Annotated in this window: 14 protein-coding genes; 3 read left to right on the top strand and 11 right to left on the bottom strand. The window is 43.3% G+C overall.

The features are described 5' to 3' along the window. Positions 1-14: 14 nt before the first annotated feature. From rfbD to tgt, 11 genes are all read right to left on the bottom strand, one after another. Positions 15-878 carry a dTDP-4-dehydrorhamnose reductase gene (rfbD, locus tag D1136_RS00160; protein ID WP_161875600.1) on the bottom strand — a complete coding sequence of 288 codons (864 nt, stop codon included), beginning with the start codon at positions 876-878 and terminating at the stop codon, positions 15-17. A 24-nt stretch (positions 879-902) separates the two neighbouring features. Beyond that, entirely contained in the window at positions 903-1,463 is a 561-nt protein-coding gene (rfbC, locus tag D1136_RS00155) for a dTDP-4-dehydrorhamnose 3,5-epimerase (protein ID WP_161875599.1), read from the bottom strand. Beyond that, positions 1,460-2,332, bottom strand: a complete 873-nt coding sequence (gene rfbA / locus D1136_RS00150; protein WP_161875598.1) for a glucose-1-phosphate thymidylyltransferase RfbA — start codon at positions 2,330-2,332, stop codon at positions 1,460-1,462. Before rfbA ends, rfbC begins: the two co-directional genes overlap by 4 nt. Before the next feature lie 69 nt (positions 2,333-2,401). After that, positions 2,402-3,385 (bottom strand): MraY family glycosyltransferase, encoded by a 984-nt coding sequence (locus tag D1136_RS00145; protein ID WP_161875597.1) that lies wholly within the window; start codon positions 3,383-3,385, stop codon positions 2,402-2,404. Between the two features lie 400 nt (positions 3,386-3,785). After that, entirely contained in the window at positions 3,786-4,838 is a 1,053-nt protein-coding gene (locus tag D1136_RS00140; RefSeq protein WP_161875596.1) for a Wzz/FepE/Etk N-terminal domain-containing protein, read from the bottom strand. Between the two features lie 197 nt (positions 4,839-5,035). Beyond that, positions 5,036-6,175, bottom strand: coding sequence for a Wzz/FepE/Etk N-terminal domain-containing protein (locus D1136_RS00135; protein WP_161875595.1), 1,140 nt, complete (start codon positions 6,173-6,175; stop codon positions 5,036-5,038). A gap of 5 nt (positions 6,176-6,180) precedes the next feature. Further along, positions 6,181-8,616, bottom strand: a complete 2,436-nt coding sequence (locus tag D1136_RS00130; RefSeq protein WP_161875594.1) for an SLBB domain-containing protein — start codon at positions 8,614-8,616, stop codon at positions 6,181-6,183. A 77-nt stretch (positions 8,617-8,693) separates the two neighbouring features. Beyond that, on the bottom strand, positions 8,694-9,203 hold the full coding sequence (locus tag D1136_RS00125; protein WP_161875593.1) for a UpxY family transcription antiterminator: 510 nt from the start codon (positions 9,201-9,203) through the stop codon (positions 8,694-8,696). A gap of 15 nt (positions 9,204-9,218) precedes the next feature. Further along, on the bottom strand, positions 9,219-10,415 hold the full coding sequence (locus D1136_RS00120; RefSeq protein ID WP_161875592.1) for a pseudouridine synthase: 1,197 nt from the start codon (positions 10,413-10,415) through the stop codon (positions 9,219-9,221). A 34-nt stretch (positions 10,416-10,449) separates the two neighbouring features. Beyond that, positions 10,450-11,529: an LptF/LptG family permease gene (locus D1136_RS00115; protein ID WP_161875591.1), complete on the bottom strand. Its 1,080-nt coding sequence runs from the start codon at positions 11,527-11,529 to the stop codon at positions 10,450-10,452. Positions 11,530-11,551: 22 nt separating this feature from the next. Continuing rightward, positions 11,552-12,685 carry a tRNA guanosine(34) transglycosylase Tgt gene (gene tgt, locus D1136_RS00110; protein ID WP_161875590.1) on the bottom strand — a complete coding sequence of 378 codons (1,134 nt, stop codon included), beginning with the start codon at positions 12,683-12,685 and terminating at the stop codon, positions 11,552-11,554. Between the two features lie 244 nt (positions 12,686-12,929). On the opposite strand from tgt, the gene D1136_RS00105 reads away from it, so the two are divergent. From D1136_RS00105 to D1136_RS00095, 3 genes are all read left to right on the top strand, one after another. Next, positions 12,930-15,125: a S9 family peptidase gene (locus D1136_RS00105; protein ID WP_161875589.1), complete on the top strand. Its 2,196-nt coding sequence runs from the start codon at positions 12,930-12,932 to the stop codon at positions 15,123-15,125. A 23-nt stretch (positions 15,126-15,148) separates the two neighbouring features. Then, positions 15,149-16,609 (top strand): aminoacyl-histidine dipeptidase, encoded by a 1,461-nt coding sequence (locus D1136_RS00100; protein ID WP_161875588.1) that lies wholly within the window; start codon positions 15,149-15,151, stop codon positions 16,607-16,609. A 174-nt stretch (positions 16,610-16,783) separates the two neighbouring features. Then, positions 16,784-18,469 carry an AMP-binding protein gene (locus tag D1136_RS00095; RefSeq protein ID WP_161875587.1) on the top strand — a complete coding sequence of 562 codons (1,686 nt, stop codon included), beginning with the start codon at positions 16,784-16,786 and terminating at the stop codon, positions 18,467-18,469. Positions 18,470-18,507 lie beyond the last annotated feature (38 nt).

Here is an 18,507-nt window from a genome sequence, read left to right as displayed (position 1 = left end):
TTTCCGTATTTCCATCAAAAACTCTGCATCTCCTTCAGCATTCTTCCCAACGCTTCCTTCCAGTCCGGTACCGTTACCCCGAATACCTTCCTGATTTTACTCTTATCCAATACCGAATAAGCAGGCCGCACGGCCTTACCCGGATATGCTGCAGTGGCGATGGGCTGAATCTTACAATCCAGACCACTCTGCCGGACAATCTCCGTTGCAAAATCATACCAGGAACATTCACCATCATTACTGTAATGATATATCCCTTCATGCTCTATGCGCTCGTCATTCTCCATAATAGCAACAATTGCAGCTGCCAGGTCTCCGGCATAAGTAGGGGTACCTATCTGGTCTTGAACCACCTGAATTTCAGGGCGTTCTTTTGCCAGACTTAAAATATTCCTTACAAAATTATTGCCCGTCACCGAATACAACCAGGAAGTACGGATAATCATATAAAAACAACCGGATTGCAGAATCGCTTCTTCCCCGGCCCGTTTGGTTTTCCCATAAACACTCAGCGGACCGGTAACAGCCTTCTCTGTATAAGGCTCCGTCGCTTTCCCGTCAAACACATAGTCTGTTGAAAGATGGATCAACAAACAATTCTCTTTCTTCGCTACCTGAGCCAGGTTTGCCACACCGTGAACATTCAGAAGGACCGCTTGTCCGGATTCATCTTCAGCCTTCTCGACTGCCGTATAAGCAGCGCAATTGATAATTGTATCTATTTCCCTGGATTTTACGAACCTTTCAACACGCTCATAGTCGGTTATATCCAACTCATCCCTATCTGTATAGAATACCTCATCCAGGAAAGAAAAACCTTTCTTTCTCAACTCAGAACCCAGTTGCCCGTTTGCTCCGGTTACTAATATATTTGCCATAAACTACCGATAAGACAAAACAAATTATAATCCATTTTCCTCAAAGACAAACGCCCTATCAAAACCCTCCAGCCTCAAATCCTTCTCTGAAAGTATCCTTTTCTCCGGCTCCACCCGCCAGTCTATTCCCAGTTGCGGATCATCAAAACGGATTCCTCCCTCAGCCTCCGGAGCATAATAATTATCACACTTATATTGAAATACAGCCACCTCACTCAACACAGCAAACCCATGGGCAAAACCGCGGGGTATAAAAAACTGCTTTTTATTTTCTCCGGAAAGTTCCACTGCCAGATAACGCCCGAAAGTTGCAGAACCTTTACGCAAATCGACAGCCACATCCCATACACGTCCTTCTACCACCCTCACCAACTTTGCCTGGGTATAGGGAGGCAGTTGATAATGCAATCCCCTTACGACCCCGTAAGACGAACACGACTCATTCTCCTGTACAAAATCAACCTTTCCGATAGTCTCTTCAAATATCCGCCGGGAAAAATTTTCAAAAAAATATCCTCTTTCGTCTCTGAAAACACAAGGTTCCAATACCCAGACCCCGGCTATTTCCGTCCCCGTTATTTTCATGCCAGTAAATTCAAAAGATATTGTCCATACTGATTTTTCTTCATCGGCTCTGCCAAAACCTCCAACTGCTCTTTCCCAATCCATCCTTTCCGGAAAGCAATCTCTTCTAAGCAGGCAATCTTCAACCCCTGCCTCTTTTCTATCACTTCAATAAACGTAGAAGCCTCCGATAAAGAGTCGTGAGTCCCCGTGTCCAGCCATGCAAAGCCACGTCCCAACAATTTCATCTGCAAAATATCCTGCTCCAGAAATACCCGGTTCACATCCGTAATTTCCAGCTCCCCACGCTGGGAAGGTATGATAGAAGCCGCTATATCCACAACGCGATTCGGGTAAAAATACAACCCCACCACGGCATAGTTTGAAGCGGGATGCGAGGGTTTCTCTTCTATGCTCTTTACTTTTCCTTCTTCGTCAAATTCCGCCACACCATATCGCTCCGGATCATTCACATAATAACCGAAGATCGTGGCTTTTCCTTCCTGCTCTGACGCTTTGACGGCATCCTGTAACATCTTCGTAAAACCTTGACCGTAAAATATGTTATCTCCTAAAACAAGACAAACCGAATCTTCACCAATAAAAGACTTACCGATAAGAAAAGCCTGGGCCAAACCGCCCGGACTTGGCTGTTCAGCATAAGAAAGACGAATACCGTAACTCTGACCATCCCCCAAAAGACGCCGGAAAGAAGGTAAATCCTGAGGAGTTGAAATAACCAATATATCCCGGATACCAGCCAGCATCAATACGGACAGGGGATAATAAACCATCGGCTTGTCATAGACTGGTAACAATTGCTTGGAAATCCCCTTCGTAATGGGGTATAAACGAGAACCTGAACCACCGGCTAATATAATCCCTTTCATATTTGTGTCTCTATAAAATTAAAAACCCGGAAATCGTTCCGGGTATCAAATATAAATTATTTTTTACTTTTATCTGGCATTTTGCCGGGCCAACTTTCTTTTGGATATAAAATCAACAATATAAAACATCAAAGAAAACAAAACAATATCAGCTACCACCAATACCTCATTGGGCCAATTCCTGCCGCACAGACCGAATAAAATAAATCCCAGATTCAAAATCAATATGGTAAAAGTAGCTTTCCGGTGCACTCCATCATAAATAATCAACAATTTATGGTGGAAATGCCGCCTATCCGGTGAAAAGGGAGAAGCTCCCCGCAGAGAACGAGCCACAAAAAGACGCAGCGTATCCAGAATAGGTATGGCCAAAGCACTAAAAACAACCCCCGGAGCAGCACCCACAGAAAAAGTTCCGCGCACAGCAACATCCACTTCACAAAACTTGATGGCCATAACACCCAACAAAAAACCGACCATAAGTGCTCCGGAATCTCCCATAAACATCTTCGAACGCTTCCCGAAAAGATTCACAAAAAAGAAAGGTACGATAGAAGCACTCAGCACACCGCACATCAAAGTATATTCTATACTGCCGAAATAATAAAAACAGAAACCGAAAAACATGCAATCCATCAATGCAACTCCCGAACATAAACCGTCAATTCCGTCAATCAGATTAATGGCATTAATCAAACCTACCAATCCAATAAAAGTCAACGGAACTCCCACCCAGGGAGAAATCACATCAAATCCCAGAAATCCATGCAAGTTACTCAGGTAAAATCCCCCTCCGATAATCAATGCCAATACCCCCAACATCTCACCCTTCACTTTTTTACGGGGAGATATTTCCAGCAAGTCGTCGTAAATACCGACAAGAAAAATCAATATCGCCCCCAATACAACATACTGAAATTCATTCTGGACATTAAACCTCACAAAAATCAGGAAAGAACACAAAAATGCCAGAAAAACCACAATTCCTCCGATATTGGGAACACAACCCGTATGAGAGGAACGTTTATTCGGCTTATCGACAAAATTCCTCAATATAGCTATTTTAAATACCGGGATCCGAAGATTCCAACCAATTAGTAAAGCCAATATGATGGAAAAAACAAATCTTAAATTATCTGGTAAAAAACTCAGCATCTTTCCTAAAAATTACAACCAACAATTTTCTCACAAGTCGTTTTTACAAAAATACATACTTTTATAAAACAACCCCTCTTTTTCGCTTTAAAAAAGTTATAAAAATATTCTTTATTCCTGTTTCACTCCTCAAAACAACTTTTTTAAACAAATCAAACCTGTCAATCGAAAATAATTTAGAAAGTCCTGGAGGTATTCTAAAATTATAATCATTCAGGAGGTGCTGACCGACGGAGTGTCCTCCCAACATGGTTATACAATCAATATAGTATAGGGCAACCAGAATTTTAAGATGGTCTCATGAAATCTTCTTCACCCGTCCGATGGAAACAGTAGGAGCTTTCTTTCTGTAAGACGAAAACTCAGCAAATAAAGGCTGACATAAAACCCATCCGCAACTAAGAAAAAGACCTAAAATGAGAGAAACCGCCATAATCAGCATTTTCTGCGGTTTTGACGGAACAGTAGGCAAAACAACCGGTTCAATCACCGTCAGTACGGGCATATTTTCCTTGACCTGAATCTTCCCTTTTTCACGTTGCTTCACAATATCTGAATACAGACCGAAAAACAACTCATACTCATTCAGTAATATTTTCTCCTCAACTTCATATTGAAGAGAACGATGGTTATCATGCTTCTCTTTAAATCCGATCAACGCCTCCTGTCTTTTGGCCAGTTCGTTTTTCACCTCACTATATCGCTCTTCTATGAAATCAAGGGCCGCCTGGGCCTTAGCCACTCTGAAACGCGTAATATATACCTGTAACATCTCCTGAATCTGTTGGGCCAAACCGGCTGCAATTTCAGGCTTTGGCAAGGTTACTTTCAACTTCAGATTTCTCTCTTTGCTATTCACCTTCACTTCGATCCGTTCTCTCAAATAATCTAAGCAACTCTTTTCCAAGGCTGTCAATTTTATTACCGGATTTTCCAGTGCATTCCCAGATTTTTCCTCTGCTTCCTCTTTCAAACTATTATGCCGGAGAAAATACTCATAGAAAGAGATAAACTTTCCTTCTTTGTCTGAAAAAAGAGGCGTATAAATCAATTCTTTTTGAAAAGGAACACTGAAAAGAATATCAGGATACATCCCGGGAGTAATAAGCCGGGAATAACGGCCCTCATCCATATTCATAGTCTGAAACGCAGACATCCCCTCCACACTGACTCGTGTGGTATTATCCTCTACCTCCAATCCCAGCGTACATTCTACTGTATATACTTTCGGTAAAAAAAAAGCAACCGCCGCACCAACAACCAAACACACCAAAGAACAGCACAAAATCACCCGGCGACGCCCCCACAATTTAACAAGCACTTCGATTAAATCGACTTCTTCATTTCTCATCTTACTTTATTACTTAATATAGGTATTTATATACATCTTTGCACACAACCCATGATATTGTTCCGCGACGCCCACTGGTCGGTCCCCAAGAGCAGTGAAAGAACGGTTTACAATGTCGGAGCAACTGACCGGAGCTGCCAGCATAAATAAAAGACTCCCAACATTCAATGTTAATATGTATATAAATACCGTATTTTTTACACCTTTTCCTTCTCTGGTCCGGGCAACCAGCCTGCCAATCGCTTCGTGCCAGTCAACTGGGCGACATAAGGCAATCCCAATACCAGGGCGATTCCCGAAAATATACCTAAGAAAGTAAAAGCCACACAAATAAGTCCCCGTTTGGGTTTGGAACACTCAGTCGGTACCGTCACAGGTTCCACAATCGTAAATACCGGAGTATTCTCTTTTACCTGGATTCCGGCCTGTTCCCTTTGCTTTGCCAATTCACTGTATATTCCTAAAGCAACATTGTATTCATTGGAAAGCCTTTCTTCCATGGCACGGGCGGCAGCAGAAGCTGAATTTCGGTTGGCATCCTGAAAAACAGCCAATTCCTCTTGTTTCTGCTCAAATTGCTCTTTCGCTTCTTTGAAGTGCCCCTCGACAAAATCAAGCTGAGCCTGGGCTTTCTCTATTTTAAACTCGGTAATATAATGCTGGAGCATAGATTGCACCTGAGCAGCAACCTGAGCAGCAGCCAAAGGCTCAGGCATAACTGCCGCAATTGTTACATAACCTTCTTTTTCATTCAAGACCACAGACACATTCCCCTTCAGAATCTTACTACACTCATATTCCTCTTTAGACAAAGTCTGTATTTTACTATCACCTGTTTCCACCACAGGATCGGGACGTTCTCCCCGGATAGCCCGGATAATCACTCCCGGCAAACCAATCGTATACTTCAGAACCATGCCCCCAAAAGAAAACTTTTTATACCGTTCATCAGTATAGTAATCCATCAGAGTAACAGGACTTTCAATCCCTTCAAACTTCACCGGCGTCCGCATCAATTCTTTCTGAAAAGGAACACTGGCCAATACCTTCGGATAAATTTTGGGAGACAGCACATCGCTGGTACTCATATTTCCCAGATTGATTCCGGCAATAGCCGCTAATCCGCCCAAACCGCTTGTACTCGCTTTCTCTCCGGTCTGAGGGACAATAGTACAACCCGCCGTATATTCTTTAGACGAAAATAAAGCCACCAAGACCCCAAAAACCATAAAACCAACGGTTATTTTCAGGATAAACTTACGTCTGTCCCAAAGTTTACCGAACACTTCTATCAGGTCTATCTCATTTTCTGCTCGATTCTCGATTTGATTTGCCATAAGAATTATTTCGTACTATTAATAATAGAAGTTACCAAAGCAGCCATAGAAGTCGTAGAATTGGCAATACCCATAATCTCAGTTAATCCGATTCGTTTTTTGGCAGATTTCATCGGTACGATAATCTCACATCCCGGAGCTGCCTGAGATCTTCTGCCATTTTTAGCCTTCGCAACCATACCGTTCATATAAACAATAAAAACTTTTCGCTTCTTAGCCCTGTCAGCAAACCCTCCTCCCTGGCTGATATAATGTTTCAACGGAACATTTTTCTCATAAACAACTGTATTCGGATACATCACAGCTCCACTGATTTTCACTGTACCTACATATTCCGGCACAAACAACACATCATTCTCCCGCAACACAATATCATATTCAGAGCCCGGAGATTCCATTGCCTTTTTCAAATCAATCCCCACATAATAATGATCGCCTATATCCAAATGTTTTTTGTCAACGGAATCCCTACCGCTTTGTTCGCTCAACTTCAATAAAGACTCCAGACGGGCCCGTTCATCATCATCCAATTTACGGGTCAGACGGGCTCCGGAAACATAAGCTTCCGAAGTAAAACCTCCGGCCTGCCTGACTAAGTCCGACAAACGCATTCCTTTTTTAGACAAAGTATAAGTCCCTCCGAAAAGGATCTCACCCTTTACCTCCACATTCTGCTGTACCTGATACCCCGGAGACCGCCTCACGTAGACTTCATCAAAAGGCATCAATACAAAATTATCCTTCCCGTCCACCATCAAACCGTCTTTTAAGGTCAAAGTAAAATTCTCCGCCAAAACATTTTCATTGGAAGTACTCTTCGGATTCTTGATCCGTCGGGCAACGTCCACCTTCACAACCGAAGCAGCCTCCTTCAATCCTCCGGCCTGAACAATCAAATCCTCCACGGTCATTCCCGTTGCATACTTATACGTACCGGGCACCCCAACCTCTCCATGCAGATTCACCACATATTCCTCCTGCAAATCAAATATCGAAGGAATATAAAGCACATCATTCTTCCGCAAAGAAATATCCTCTGTTTTTCCTTCTATAATGCCGGCAATATCCAGAGCTTCCACCTCCAGCGAGCGGTCAGGACGTTCCCGGTACAACACGGCACGATTAAGAAAAGCGTCCTCCCGTATTCCTTCCGCCTTGTCTATCAACTGTTTTACCGTACCTACCTGCTCATCCAAAGCATATAAACCACTCCGGAAAACTGCCCCGTTAACTTCCACTTTATTCTCAAAACGGTTAACCACGGAATCCACACTGACTTCATCCCCGTCCGTCAAAACAAAACGGTCAAAATTCCTCTCATCCACATTATAAACCTGATATTCCCGGCCACTTTTACGAATAACCCGTAATGTCTTTTTATAAGCATCCCCCCTGAAACCTCCGGCATAAGACAGCAACTGCTCCATATTCTCCTCATCCTTGAGTTCATAAATCATCGGCCGTTTTACCCTACCCGTCAACTCAACCAAATTCTGATAAGGAGAAACCACAATAACATCACCGTCTTCCAGACGAATATCCTGAGTATTCTTGCCTTGCAACAGATAATCGTAAACATCTATCTCCGCCAACCGGCGTCCTCCACGATTTACCTGAATAGTCCGTAAGGAACCGATGTCATTCACTCCCCCCGCACTATACAAAGCATGGAATAAAGAAGCCAAAGAAGGCAACGTATAAGTTCCGGGTACCTCCACCTCTCCCATGACATTGACCCGGATGCTGCGAATCTGCCCCAGAGACATAGTCAGAAAAGTCGTAGGCCGCTCTCCCTTCATCGTAGAATAAATTTCAGCAAATGCATTCCTTAAACGCATATTTGCCTCCTTTACGGTCAGTCCGTTCAGGTAGACAGGCCCGATTTTAGAATCCGTTACCATCCCATCCGGGGAGATCTGCTGTCTGAAACTTTGTTCGGCATCCCCCCAAATATCCACAATCACTTCATCCCCGGGTCCCAGTACGTAATTCTCCGGCGTAGCCATATTAAGATTAGGTTCAAAAGTCAGTAAACGGTTATTGAAAATATTCCGCCCGAAAATCTCTTTTTCCTTTTCCACCTTTTGCACTTCAATCTCATCGGACATATCCAACGAATCCAACCACACCGTTTCCGAATTATCCTCTTTCAGTTCATCCGTCTTCTTCTGAGGCTCGACATTATTCTCCTTCACACGCATCCGCTCCGTAAAAGTCTCCGCTGCTCCCTGTTTATTCTTTGACTGGGTGTATTTCTCCTTGATCCTCAGCAACTGCTCTTTCGTCACCCCTTTCTGAGTCAGCATCAACAACATTTCCTCCTGCCCCATACCTTTATTACGGGCATTTTGCAGCAGATTAACAACCTGCTCATCACTCATCTGAGCAAAAGCACCTGCTCCAAAAACGACAAAAAACACCAATAAAAAAACTCTTCTCACTTTCCTTTTATTTAATCGTGAACTACATTACAATGACAAGAACAAAAATACAGAAAAACAAATAATAAAACCTTTTTTTATGAGTTTTTCACTTTCACAACGCAACTGATCGGAACAGACAGTAAAGCACACCCCAAACGATCCAGACGAAGCACCATCCGATACTTGTCCTGAATTTTCACCATCTCTCCCTGCAATCCGCTCAGTTTCCCCCTGACCACTTCCACCAAAGCTCCTTCCGGAATTTCTTCATAAGAAATTTCAATCGGCTCCTCCCAGTTGTTTTCTGCAAAACGCAAACGCTCTATCTGGGCTGCAGGTATAACAATAGCCCTCCCTTTCTCTTTCAAAAAAGAAACTACCCCGGGCGTCCTCAACACAGAAATAAAATCAGCCTCCGAAATATACACAAAAATATACCCCGTAATCAAAGGGACCGAAACTTTCTTCCGGCGGGAACTCCACATCCGATACTCCGTTTGCAAAGGCAGGTAGTTCTCTATCCCCTGACTGTCAAGACGCTCTTTTATTTTTTTTTCACCACGGGATACTGTATAAACCGCATACCACGCACAAACACCCTCCATGTTATCCGTTCAAAACTAATACACTTTCAACATATTCACTTCCCTGGCATTCAAAAAACGCCACCTCCCTCTGAGGATATTCTTTTTAGTTATACCAGCAAAATAGACACGGTCCAACTTCACAATCTCATAGCCCAAATGCTCAAATATACGTCTTACAATACGGTTCTTTCCGGAATGAATCTCTATCCCTACTTCCGTGCAATCCGGAGAAGTATAACTAATCTCATCCGCCTTTATAAAACCATCCTCCAAATCAATGCCCGTGGCAATAGCCTCCAAATCTTTTTCCATTAAAGGCTTATCCAAAAATACATGGTATATCTTTTTATGGTCGTATTTCGGATGAGTGAGTTTCTTAGCCAAATCCCCGTCATTGGTAAAAAGCAATACCCCGGTTGTCTGCCGGTCCAGTCGTCCCACCGGATAAATCCTTTCCTTACAGGCTCCTTCAATCAAAGACATTACCGTCTTACGCTCCAGAGGGTCTTCCACTGTGGTCACATAATCCTTCGGTTTGTTCAAAACCAGATAAACTTTCCTCTCCGGGAAAATCCGCACATCATCCACCTCTACCGCATCCTTTTTACTGACTTTAATCCCGACAGTCTGCACCACTGTGCCGTTTACCTTCACCCTGCCGGAAAGAATCAACTCATCCGCATCCCGCCGGGAACATACTCCTCCCATGGAGATATAACGATTCAAACGCAATTCCGTATTTTCATCCTCCCGCTTCAACCGATGCTGTAAAACTTTCTTTTTGCTGTAATGTTTTTGTCTCAACTCCTCCTTATCGACATCAGAAATGGGACGCTGCTTTCGTGCCGAAACATAAGGTTTCTCCTCGTTACGTTTATAAAAATGCTTTTCTTCCCCCCTCTGAGGCATATTTTTTTCTCCCCGGGTAAAAATGCGGGGGCGTTTCTCTCGCTCCTCCCTGGGGCGGAAACGGTCCGGGAAAGGCTTATTCTCCCGCGACCGGGGATAGCAGTTCGAATCCTCTCTGGAAAAATTCCGTACCCCTTCCGCTCCTCTGCCATGCCGCTCTCCGGATGTATACTCTCGCCTGTCCGTAACTCCTCTTCGCTCGTTCCGTTCCCCGCCTGCTATTCTCTCACGTCTATCCGTTCTACTGGCCCGATAGTCCTCACGACTGTCATTTTTTCTGGGCCGATAGGAAAACTTATTCCTACTATAATCTCTTTCCATCTTTTAGGTTATATTACAATTATCTTACTGATAGCTATTTCGGTGCCGTCCTATATACAAACACTCCGATTATCGCAAACAAAATATTAGGCAACCACACGGCTAATAACGGATTCATATTCCCATTTGTTGCAAAAACGGTAGAAAATTGCATAAATAAAATATACGAAAAACTGATCAGAAGGCCTATACCCAGATGCAATCCCATTCCACCCCTGATCTTCCGGGATGAAATACTTACCCCTATCAACGTAAGAATAAAAGTAGCAAAAGCATTGGCCGTCATCTTATATTTCTCAATCTGAAACTCTATTACATTCGAACTTCCTCTCATTTTCATCCGGTCGATATATTCCTTCAATTCGGGCAGAGTCAATTGCTCCTTGATCTTCTTCGGATTCTCCGCAAACTCCGAAGGCTGAAAAGGCATTATCGTATCCAGACGGTTACCGGTCTGATAATTTTCCTGCTCCCCGTCTATCTCCCGCAATTTCCAATTGTAAATCACCCAGCGCCGATGTTCCTTGTCCCAGACAATACGGGAAGAGGTCAACTTCTTCTCCAACGTATCTCCCCGGAAATTTTCAATGGCAAAGTCATACCCGATATTAGAAACCACAGAATAAGAAGACATATAGATATATGTACCGGGAGCTATCTGACGATGAATGTTCTGTTCTGTATTCGAATACCGTTTCCCCATATAATGCTTCTCAAACTCTATTCTTTTCTCATTGGCATTGGGTATAATAAAAGCACCCAGCAAAAAAGAAAGTCCCGCAATTACTCCGGCAGAAATCAAATAGGGCAACACCAGCCTCCGGAAACTGATTCCTGTACTCAGAATAGCGATAATCTCACTGTCATAAGCCATTTTAGAAGTGAAAAAAATCACCGAAATAAAAGTAAACAGAGAAGAAAAAACATTGGCGAAATAAGGAATGAAATTCTGATAATAATCGAAAATAATAGCCTTTACCGGAGCTTCGTTTTCTATAAACCTTTCCAGTTTCTCTGAAAGATCAAATATCACAACAATGCATAAGATCAAAATCAAAGAAAAGAAAAATGTTCCTAAAAACTTCCGAATAATATATAAATCCAGTTTCTTCATCTATCATCATTCATTTCACGGATTAGAGCCTTCGTGTTATTTTGGGAAGTATTCCCGATTTCCAGTCTACAAAATCCCCTTTCTCAATATGAAGGCGGGCTTCCTTCACCAGCCAAAGATAAAATGCCAGATTATGGATAGAACAAATCTGAAGCCCCAGAATTTCATCCGATTTAATCAGATGGCGCAAATAAGCCTTCGAATATTCCGTATCCGCATAACATAAACCGCCTGGGTCAATCGCAGAAAAATCCCGGTCCCACTTCTGATTCCGGATATTAATCGTCCCCTCGGTAGTGAAAAGCATACCATTCCGGCCGTTACGTGTCGGCATCACACAATCAAACATATCCACACCCCGCTCAATCCCTTCCAGGATATTCTCCGGAGTACCCACCCCCATCAGATAACGCGGTTTATCTTCAGGCAAAATCCGGTTTACCACCTCTATCATATCATACATCTCTTCCGCTGATTCTCCAACAGCAAGACCACCGATTGCATATCCCGCCCGGTTCAGAGAAACAGCATGCTCAGCTGCCTTCTCCCTTAAATCCCGGTAAACGCATCCCTGAACAATAGGAAATAATTCCTGCTCATATCCGTAAAGCGGCTCCGTTCCGTCAAAACGGGCCACACAACGCTCCAACCATCGCTGTGTTAATTCCAACGAGCTTTTGGCATATTTATAATCACTGGTCCCCGGCGGACACTCATCAAAAGCCATCACAATATCAGCCCCGATCTTACGTTGGATATCCATCACCCCTTCCGGAGTAAACAAATGCCTGGAACCGTCAATATGGGAACGGAAAGTAACTCCTTCTTCCGTAATTTTCCGCCCGGTGTCCGTCAGGGAAAAAACCTGAAATCCCCCGCTGTCAGTCAAAATAGGCCGGTCCCAACCGTTAAACCGGTGCAATCCGCCAGCTTCCTGCAAAATCTCTGTCCCCGGACGCAAATAAAGATGATAAGTATTTCCCAATATAATCTCAGCCCCGATGTCTTCTTTCAACTCTCGCATATGAACTGCCTTCACAGAACCCACTGTGCCCACCGGCATGAATATAGGGGTGTGAATCTCCCCGTGAGCAGTCGTCAGTACCCCACAACGCGCTTTACTTCGTTTATCTTTCGCCGAAAGAGAAAAATGCATATTGGCCGATATTCTTAAATTCAGATGGCAAAGGTAATAAATTAAGGCAAAAGGTAAAAGGCAAACCCAATCTATTTCCCGCAAACATTTGCAAAAGCAAGTTTTTTTTCAAACCTTTGGAAACGCAAAACTAAAGATAATATACCTGAAATACTTATCTTTTCCTATATTTTGCAAACCATTGAAAAACAACACACTGCAAAAGAAAGGTAAAAGAAGGTGATTTAAATGATGAAAAACGACTATGAGAAAATTTTCTGAAATTCTACTGGCAATCATTCTTTTTTGCAGCTCATTATCTGCACAGCAAAAATTAAGCCTGAACGATCTATTTGTAAACGGAACCTTTTACACCAAGGGAGTCTATGGACTACGTTCCATGAATGACGGAGAACATTACACCCTGCTTGAAGGAAATGGAAGCCAGATAGTGAAATACAGCTACAAAACGGGACTTCCGGTACAAACCCTCCTGGATTTGAATAAATTGGAAAATTGCCCGGTCAAATACATCAACGATTACGAATTCAATGCCGACGAAAGCCGGATACTGCTCTGCACGAACAAAAAAACCATTTACCGGCGTTCATTTACAGCTGATTATTATGTTTTTGACTTTAAAAACAAAGAAATCAAACCTTTGTCGGAAGGAGGCAGCCAACGATTGGCCACCTTTTCTCCCGACGGCAGCCGGATAGCTTTCGTCCGGGATAACGACCTTTTCATCCACGACCTCCGCTTCGGTTCGGAACGTCAAATTACCAACGACGGAAAATACAACTACATCATCAATGGGGCACCAGACTGGGTATATGAAGAAGAATTCGCCTTCAACAAAGCATTTGAATGGGCTCCCAACGGTTCGGCATTGGCTTACATCAAATTCAACGAAGCAGAAGTCCGGGAATTTCAGATGAATATGTTCGAAGGCCGTAATCCTTCCCTGAAAGAAAACGAACTCTATCCCTCCAACTACAGCTATAAATACCCGAAGGCAGGAGAAAAAAATTCTAAAGTATCCGTGTATGTCTACGATGTAAACGACCGCACCACCTTGAAAATGGATACCGGAGAAGAGGAAGACATCTACATTCCGCGTATCCGTTGGACCAAAGACCCTAAAAAACTGGCCATCATACGCCTGAACCGCCATCAAAACAAAATGGAAATCCTTTTAGCCAATGCAAAAGTAGGTTCTGCCACTCCTCTCTATCGGGAAGAAAATAAATACTATATCGACGAAAGCAACTTCGACAACCTGGTTTTTCTGGATAACGGAACTCAATTCGTCATCACCAGTGAGAAAAGCGGATACATGCACCTATACCTGTACGACATCAGCGGAAAAGAAAAACAAGCACTCACCAAAGGAAATTACGACATAGCCAACTTCTACGGCTATGACCCTGCCCGCAAATTATTTTACTATTCTTCCTACGAAGAATCTCCTTTAGAAAAATACATCTACAGCATCAATGAAAAAGGATTGAAAAAGAAACTGACCCCCACCAAAGGATGGAACGAAGTCAGTTTCAGCAAAAACTTCAATTACTATATCAATACCGTCTCCAACAGTGATATGCCCCCGGTAATCACATTATACAACGCCAAAGGCAAAACGGTCAGGGTATTGGAAGACAACCAACAGGTCCGGGAGACAACCCGGAAATACAATCTGGCAAAAAGAGAATACATACAAATTCCTGCTGCCGACGGAAAAACCATGCTGAATGCCTGGATTATGAAACCGCTCAACAGCAAGGCCGGAGAAAAATATCCTTTATTAATTACCCAATACAGTGGTCCTAATTCCCAGCAAGTAAGAAACTCCTGGAGCATCAGTTGGCTCAACTACCTGGTTCAGGAAGGTTTCGCAGTAGCCTGCATAGACCCCCGGGGCACTGCAGCCCGGGGAGAAGAATTCCGGAAATGCACTTACAGACAACTCGGGAAACTGGAAAGTGACGACATCATCGCAGCAGCCAAATACCTGGCAGAACAACCGGATATTGATGCTCAGCGTGTCGGCATCTGGGGATGGAGCTTCGGAGGATTTATGTCTTCCCTGTGTATCATGAAAGGACACGATGTATTTTCTACCGCTATTGCCATTGCTCCGGTAACCAACTGGCGCTATTACGACTCTATCTATACTGAACGGTACATGCGCACACCGCAGGAAAACGAAAAAGGATATGACGAAAATTCTCCGATGAATTACGTCGGGCAACTGAAAGGAAACCTCTTGCTCTGTCACGGAACCGCCGATGATAACGTTCACGTACAAAATACGTACGAACTGAGCGAACGCCTGGTACAGGCCAACAAGCAATTCGACATGGCCATATATACCAACCGGAACCACAACATCAACGGAGGGAATACCACCCTTCAACTATACAGCCGTTTCGTAAAGTACCTCAAAGAACGTATGCAATAATAACCATTTATATTATAAAAAATATGAACTCTATCAAAGATCTGCAACCCAAAGAAATATGGCAGAATTTTTATAAGCTGACACAAGTACCGCGCCCCTCCAATCATGAAGAAAAAGCACGGAAATTCATGCTCGAATGGGCCGAAGAAAACCACATCGAAGCAAAAATAGATGAAACCGGAAACATCATTATGACAAAACCGGCTACCCCGGGAATGGAAAATCGGAAAGGCGTCATTTTGCAAGGTCACCTGGATATGGTTCCTCAGAAAAATGAAGATACAGTCCACGACTTTGAAAACGACCCGATTGAAACTTACATTGACGGAGAATGGGTAAAAGCCAAAGGCACTACCCTCGGAGCAGATAATGGTATAGGCGTGGCAGCCTGTATGGCCATCCTGACCTCTACTGACATTCCCCACGGGCCTCTGGAAGTATTAATCACCTCCACCGAAGAAACCGGAATGGACGGAGCCAACGGACTCAAAGCCGGTATGCTGAAGGGAGAAATTCTTTTGAACCTCGATTCGGAAACCGAAGGTGAATTATATGTCGGTTGCGCCGGCGGTATAGACTCCACCATCCAATTCAAATACAAGGAAGAAAACGTACCGGCCGATAGTAAAGCCTATCGCATCGGAGTAAAAGGACTGAAAGGAGGCCACTCCGGAATGGACATCAACCTCGGCAGGGGCAATTCCAATAAATTGTTATTCCGCTTTCTTAAAACTTACACCAAAGACCTCGGATTACGAATGGCCAGTATCAGTGGAGGAACTTTACGAAATGCCATTCCACGAGAATCTTTTGCCGTTGTTATTCTGCCTGCAGCCAATACCGCCCGTCTGGAAGCTGCATTAAAAGAAGCTGAAGCTATTTACAAAGCTGAATTGGGAGCTAAAGAACCCAATCTGCAACTCATTGCAGAAAACACCGGTATGCCGGCCTTCGTCATAGACACATGTACCCAATTCCGGCTCATCAATTCTATTCTGGCCTGCCCGAACGGAGCTGTCCGGATGATTGACTCAATGCCCGATACAGTGGAAACTTCAAATAACCTGGCTATCGTACAATCCGAAAACGGAAAAATTTTCATCAAAACATTACTGCGCTCTTCCGTAGAAACCGCCAAAGAAGCACTGGCCCAATCCATACAGGCTGTCTTTGAACTGGCCGATGCTGACGAAATAAGTTTTGACGGAGCTTATCCGGGCTGGAAACCTAATCCCGACTCAGCTATCCTCCACGAAATGCAGCATGTCTATGAAAAATTGTACGGGAAAAAACCGGCAATCATGGCCATTCATGCCGGGCTGGAATGCGGACTTCTTGGCTCTAAATACCCCAATTGGGATATGATTTCTTTCGGACCGACTTTATGTTCCCCCCATTCTCCCGATGAAAGGGCAAACATACCTTCGGTCGCAAAATTCTGGGAATATTTAAAAGCCACCTTAAAAGATATTCCCCGGAAATAAAACCCACTTATTCTCTACTGATTAGCCTTTTCACGATTTTCAGGACCATTTCCCAAACCTGAAACTGCGTGAAAAGGCTTTGTCTTTCAATTATTTTCAGCATATTTAACGGAACTGATTCTGTATTCCAAAGAAAAATTGTATCTTTGCAGATAAATTGCAAGCTAAATTAGAATGTTCTTAAAGAGATTGACTTTACCACAACTGCTTTCCAACAGTTGCTCCAAATTCAAAAATAATTTATCTTTGAACTTTGTTCAAAGCGGACGACGCACTTACCAGGACTTCTATAACGAAGTTTTTTCCATATCCAACTATCTCATTGCATCCGGAATCCAAAAAGGCGATAAAGTAGCCATTCTAAGTGCAAACATGCCCAATTGGGGAATCACTCAATTCGCTATTGCCCAGATAGGCGCTATTGCAGTGCCGATTCTGCCGGGATTCAATACCCCGGAAATCCAAAATATTCTGGAACACTCGGAGGCTAAAATCATTTTTGTATCCAAATTGCTGTACAAATGGGTAGCGGATATTAAAACCGATTTCCTGGAACAGAAAGTCCTGATGAATACCTTTGCCCGTATTCCGGAAGGTCATCCGGTGGAGGAAATAGACAAACTGGAAAATGACATCCCTTTAAACAACTTTACTCCTCTGCCCGAAATACAAGTGGAAGAAGAAGATACGGCTTCCATTATATACACTTCGGGAACCACCGGTTTTTCTAAAGGAGTGGAACTCACCCACCGCAACCTGGTATGGGATGCCCATCAATGTTCTACCATTCAATCCATCAGCACTGAAGACCGTTTTCTAAGCATACTGCCTTTAGCACACACTTATGAAAATACGTTAGGCCTGTTGCTTCCTGTTATGTTCGGAGCCCAGATTTATTACCTGGATCGTGTGCCGACTCCCAAACTACTGGTTCCGGCCATGCAAAAAATAAGGCCTACGGTGATGTTGTCCGTACCCTTAATCATTGAGAAAATATATAAAACGCAGGTACTGCCTAAATTTACCTCATCGCCTTTGATGAAAGCCCTCTATAATTTTGCACCTACCCGCAAATTATTTAATTGGTTGGCAGGAAAAAAACTAATGCAAACCTTCGGAGGAAAAATCATTTTCTTCGGTATTGGCGGTTCAAAGCTCGACCCGACAGTAGAACGCTTCCTACAAGAAGCCAAATTTCCTTATGCCATTGGTTACGGACTGACGGAAACCTCACCTATGGCAGCAGGTTCTGCCCCACATGCCACTTTCCTGCAAGGAGTGGGACCCGTTATGGAAGGTGTGGAAATCAAAATCCACGAACCCGACCAGACAGGACAGGGCGAAATCTGGATTAAAGGCCCCAACGTCATGAAAGGCTATTATAAAAAGCCCCAACTGACACAAGAAGTCCTTAGCGATGATGGATGGTTTAAAACAGGTGACCTCGGCTCATTCGACAAAAAAGGAAGGTTATCTATCCGGGGACGGATTAAAACCATGATTTTAGGAGCGTCCGGAGAAAATATCTATCCGGAAGAAATTGAATCCATTATCAATAACTTCCGTTTTGTAAACGAATCTCTGGTAGTTGAATCCAAAGGCAAACTTGTTGCCATGGTACACTTTAATATGGAAGAATTGGAAAAACAGTACCAAAAACTGAAAAACCAAGCGGGTAACTACAAAACAGCTATCAACGACTACCTCGAAGAACAAAAGAAAGAACTCTTCGAATATGTCAATTCCAGGGTGAACAATTTCTCAAAACTCCAATTGGTCATGGTCCAACATGAACCTTTTGAGAAAACTCCCACTCATAAAATTAAACGTTTCCTATATAACAACATCAATATAAAATAAAAGAAATTCAAACCATCATTTCTACGATATTTCCGTTG

This window comes from Odoribacter sp. Z80 (assembly GCF_009935865.1).
In the GTDB taxonomy this organism is placed as follows: Bacteria; Bacteroidota; Bacteroidia; order Bacteroidales; family Marinifilaceae; genus Odoribacter.
Note: the sequence above shows the minus strand (reverse complement) of the source record. Positions and strands in the feature narration are given on the sequence as shown.

What these genes read in the sequence shown, in the direction of transcription:
- rfbD (WP_161875600.1), bottom strand. Translation starts at nt 878, where the DNA reads ATGGCAAATATATTAGTAACCGGAGCAAACGGGCAACTGGGTTCTGAG.
- rfbC (WP_161875599.1), bottom strand. Translation starts at nt 1,463, where the DNA reads ATGAAAATAACGGGGACGGAAATAGCCGGGGTCTGGGTATTGGAACCT.
- rfbA (WP_161875598.1), bottom strand. Translation starts at nt 2,332, where the DNA reads ATGAAAGGGATTATATTAGCCGGTGGTTCAGGTTCTCGTTTATACCCC.
- D1136_RS00140 (WP_161875596.1), bottom strand. Translation starts at nt 4,838, where the DNA reads ATGAGAAATGAAGAAGTCGATTTAATCGAAGTGCTTGTTAAATTGTGG.
- D1136_RS00135 (WP_161875595.1), bottom strand. Translation starts at nt 6,175, where the DNA reads ATGGCAAATCAAATCGAGAATCGAGCAGAAAATGAGATAGACCTGATA.
- D1136_RS00125 (WP_161875593.1), bottom strand. Translation starts at nt 9,203, where the DNA reads ATGGAGGGTGTTTGTGCGTGGTATGCGGTTTATACAGTATCCCGTGGT.
- D1136_RS00120 (WP_161875592.1), bottom strand. Translation starts at nt 10,415, where the DNA reads ATGGAAAGAGATTATAGTAGGAATAAGTTTTCCTATCGGCCCAGAAAA.
- D1136_RS00115 (WP_161875591.1), bottom strand. Translation starts at nt 11,529, where the DNA reads ATGAAGAAACTGGATTTATATATTATTCGGAAGTTTTTAGGAACATTT.
- tgt (WP_161875590.1), bottom strand. Translation starts at nt 12,685, where the DNA reads ATGCATTTTTCTCTTTCGGCGAAAGATAAACGAAGTAAAGCGCGTTGT.
- D1136_RS00105 (WP_161875589.1), top strand. Translation starts at nt 12,930, where the DNA reads ATGAGAAAATTTTCTGAAATTCTACTGGCAATCATTCTTTTTTGCAGC.
- D1136_RS00100 (WP_161875588.1), top strand. Translation starts at nt 15,149, where the DNA reads ATGAACTCTATCAAAGATCTGCAACCCAAAGAAATATGGCAGAATTTT.
- D1136_RS00095 (WP_161875587.1), top strand. Translation starts at nt 16,784, where the DNA reads ATGTTCTTAAAGAGATTGACTTTACCACAACTGCTTTCCAACAGTTGC.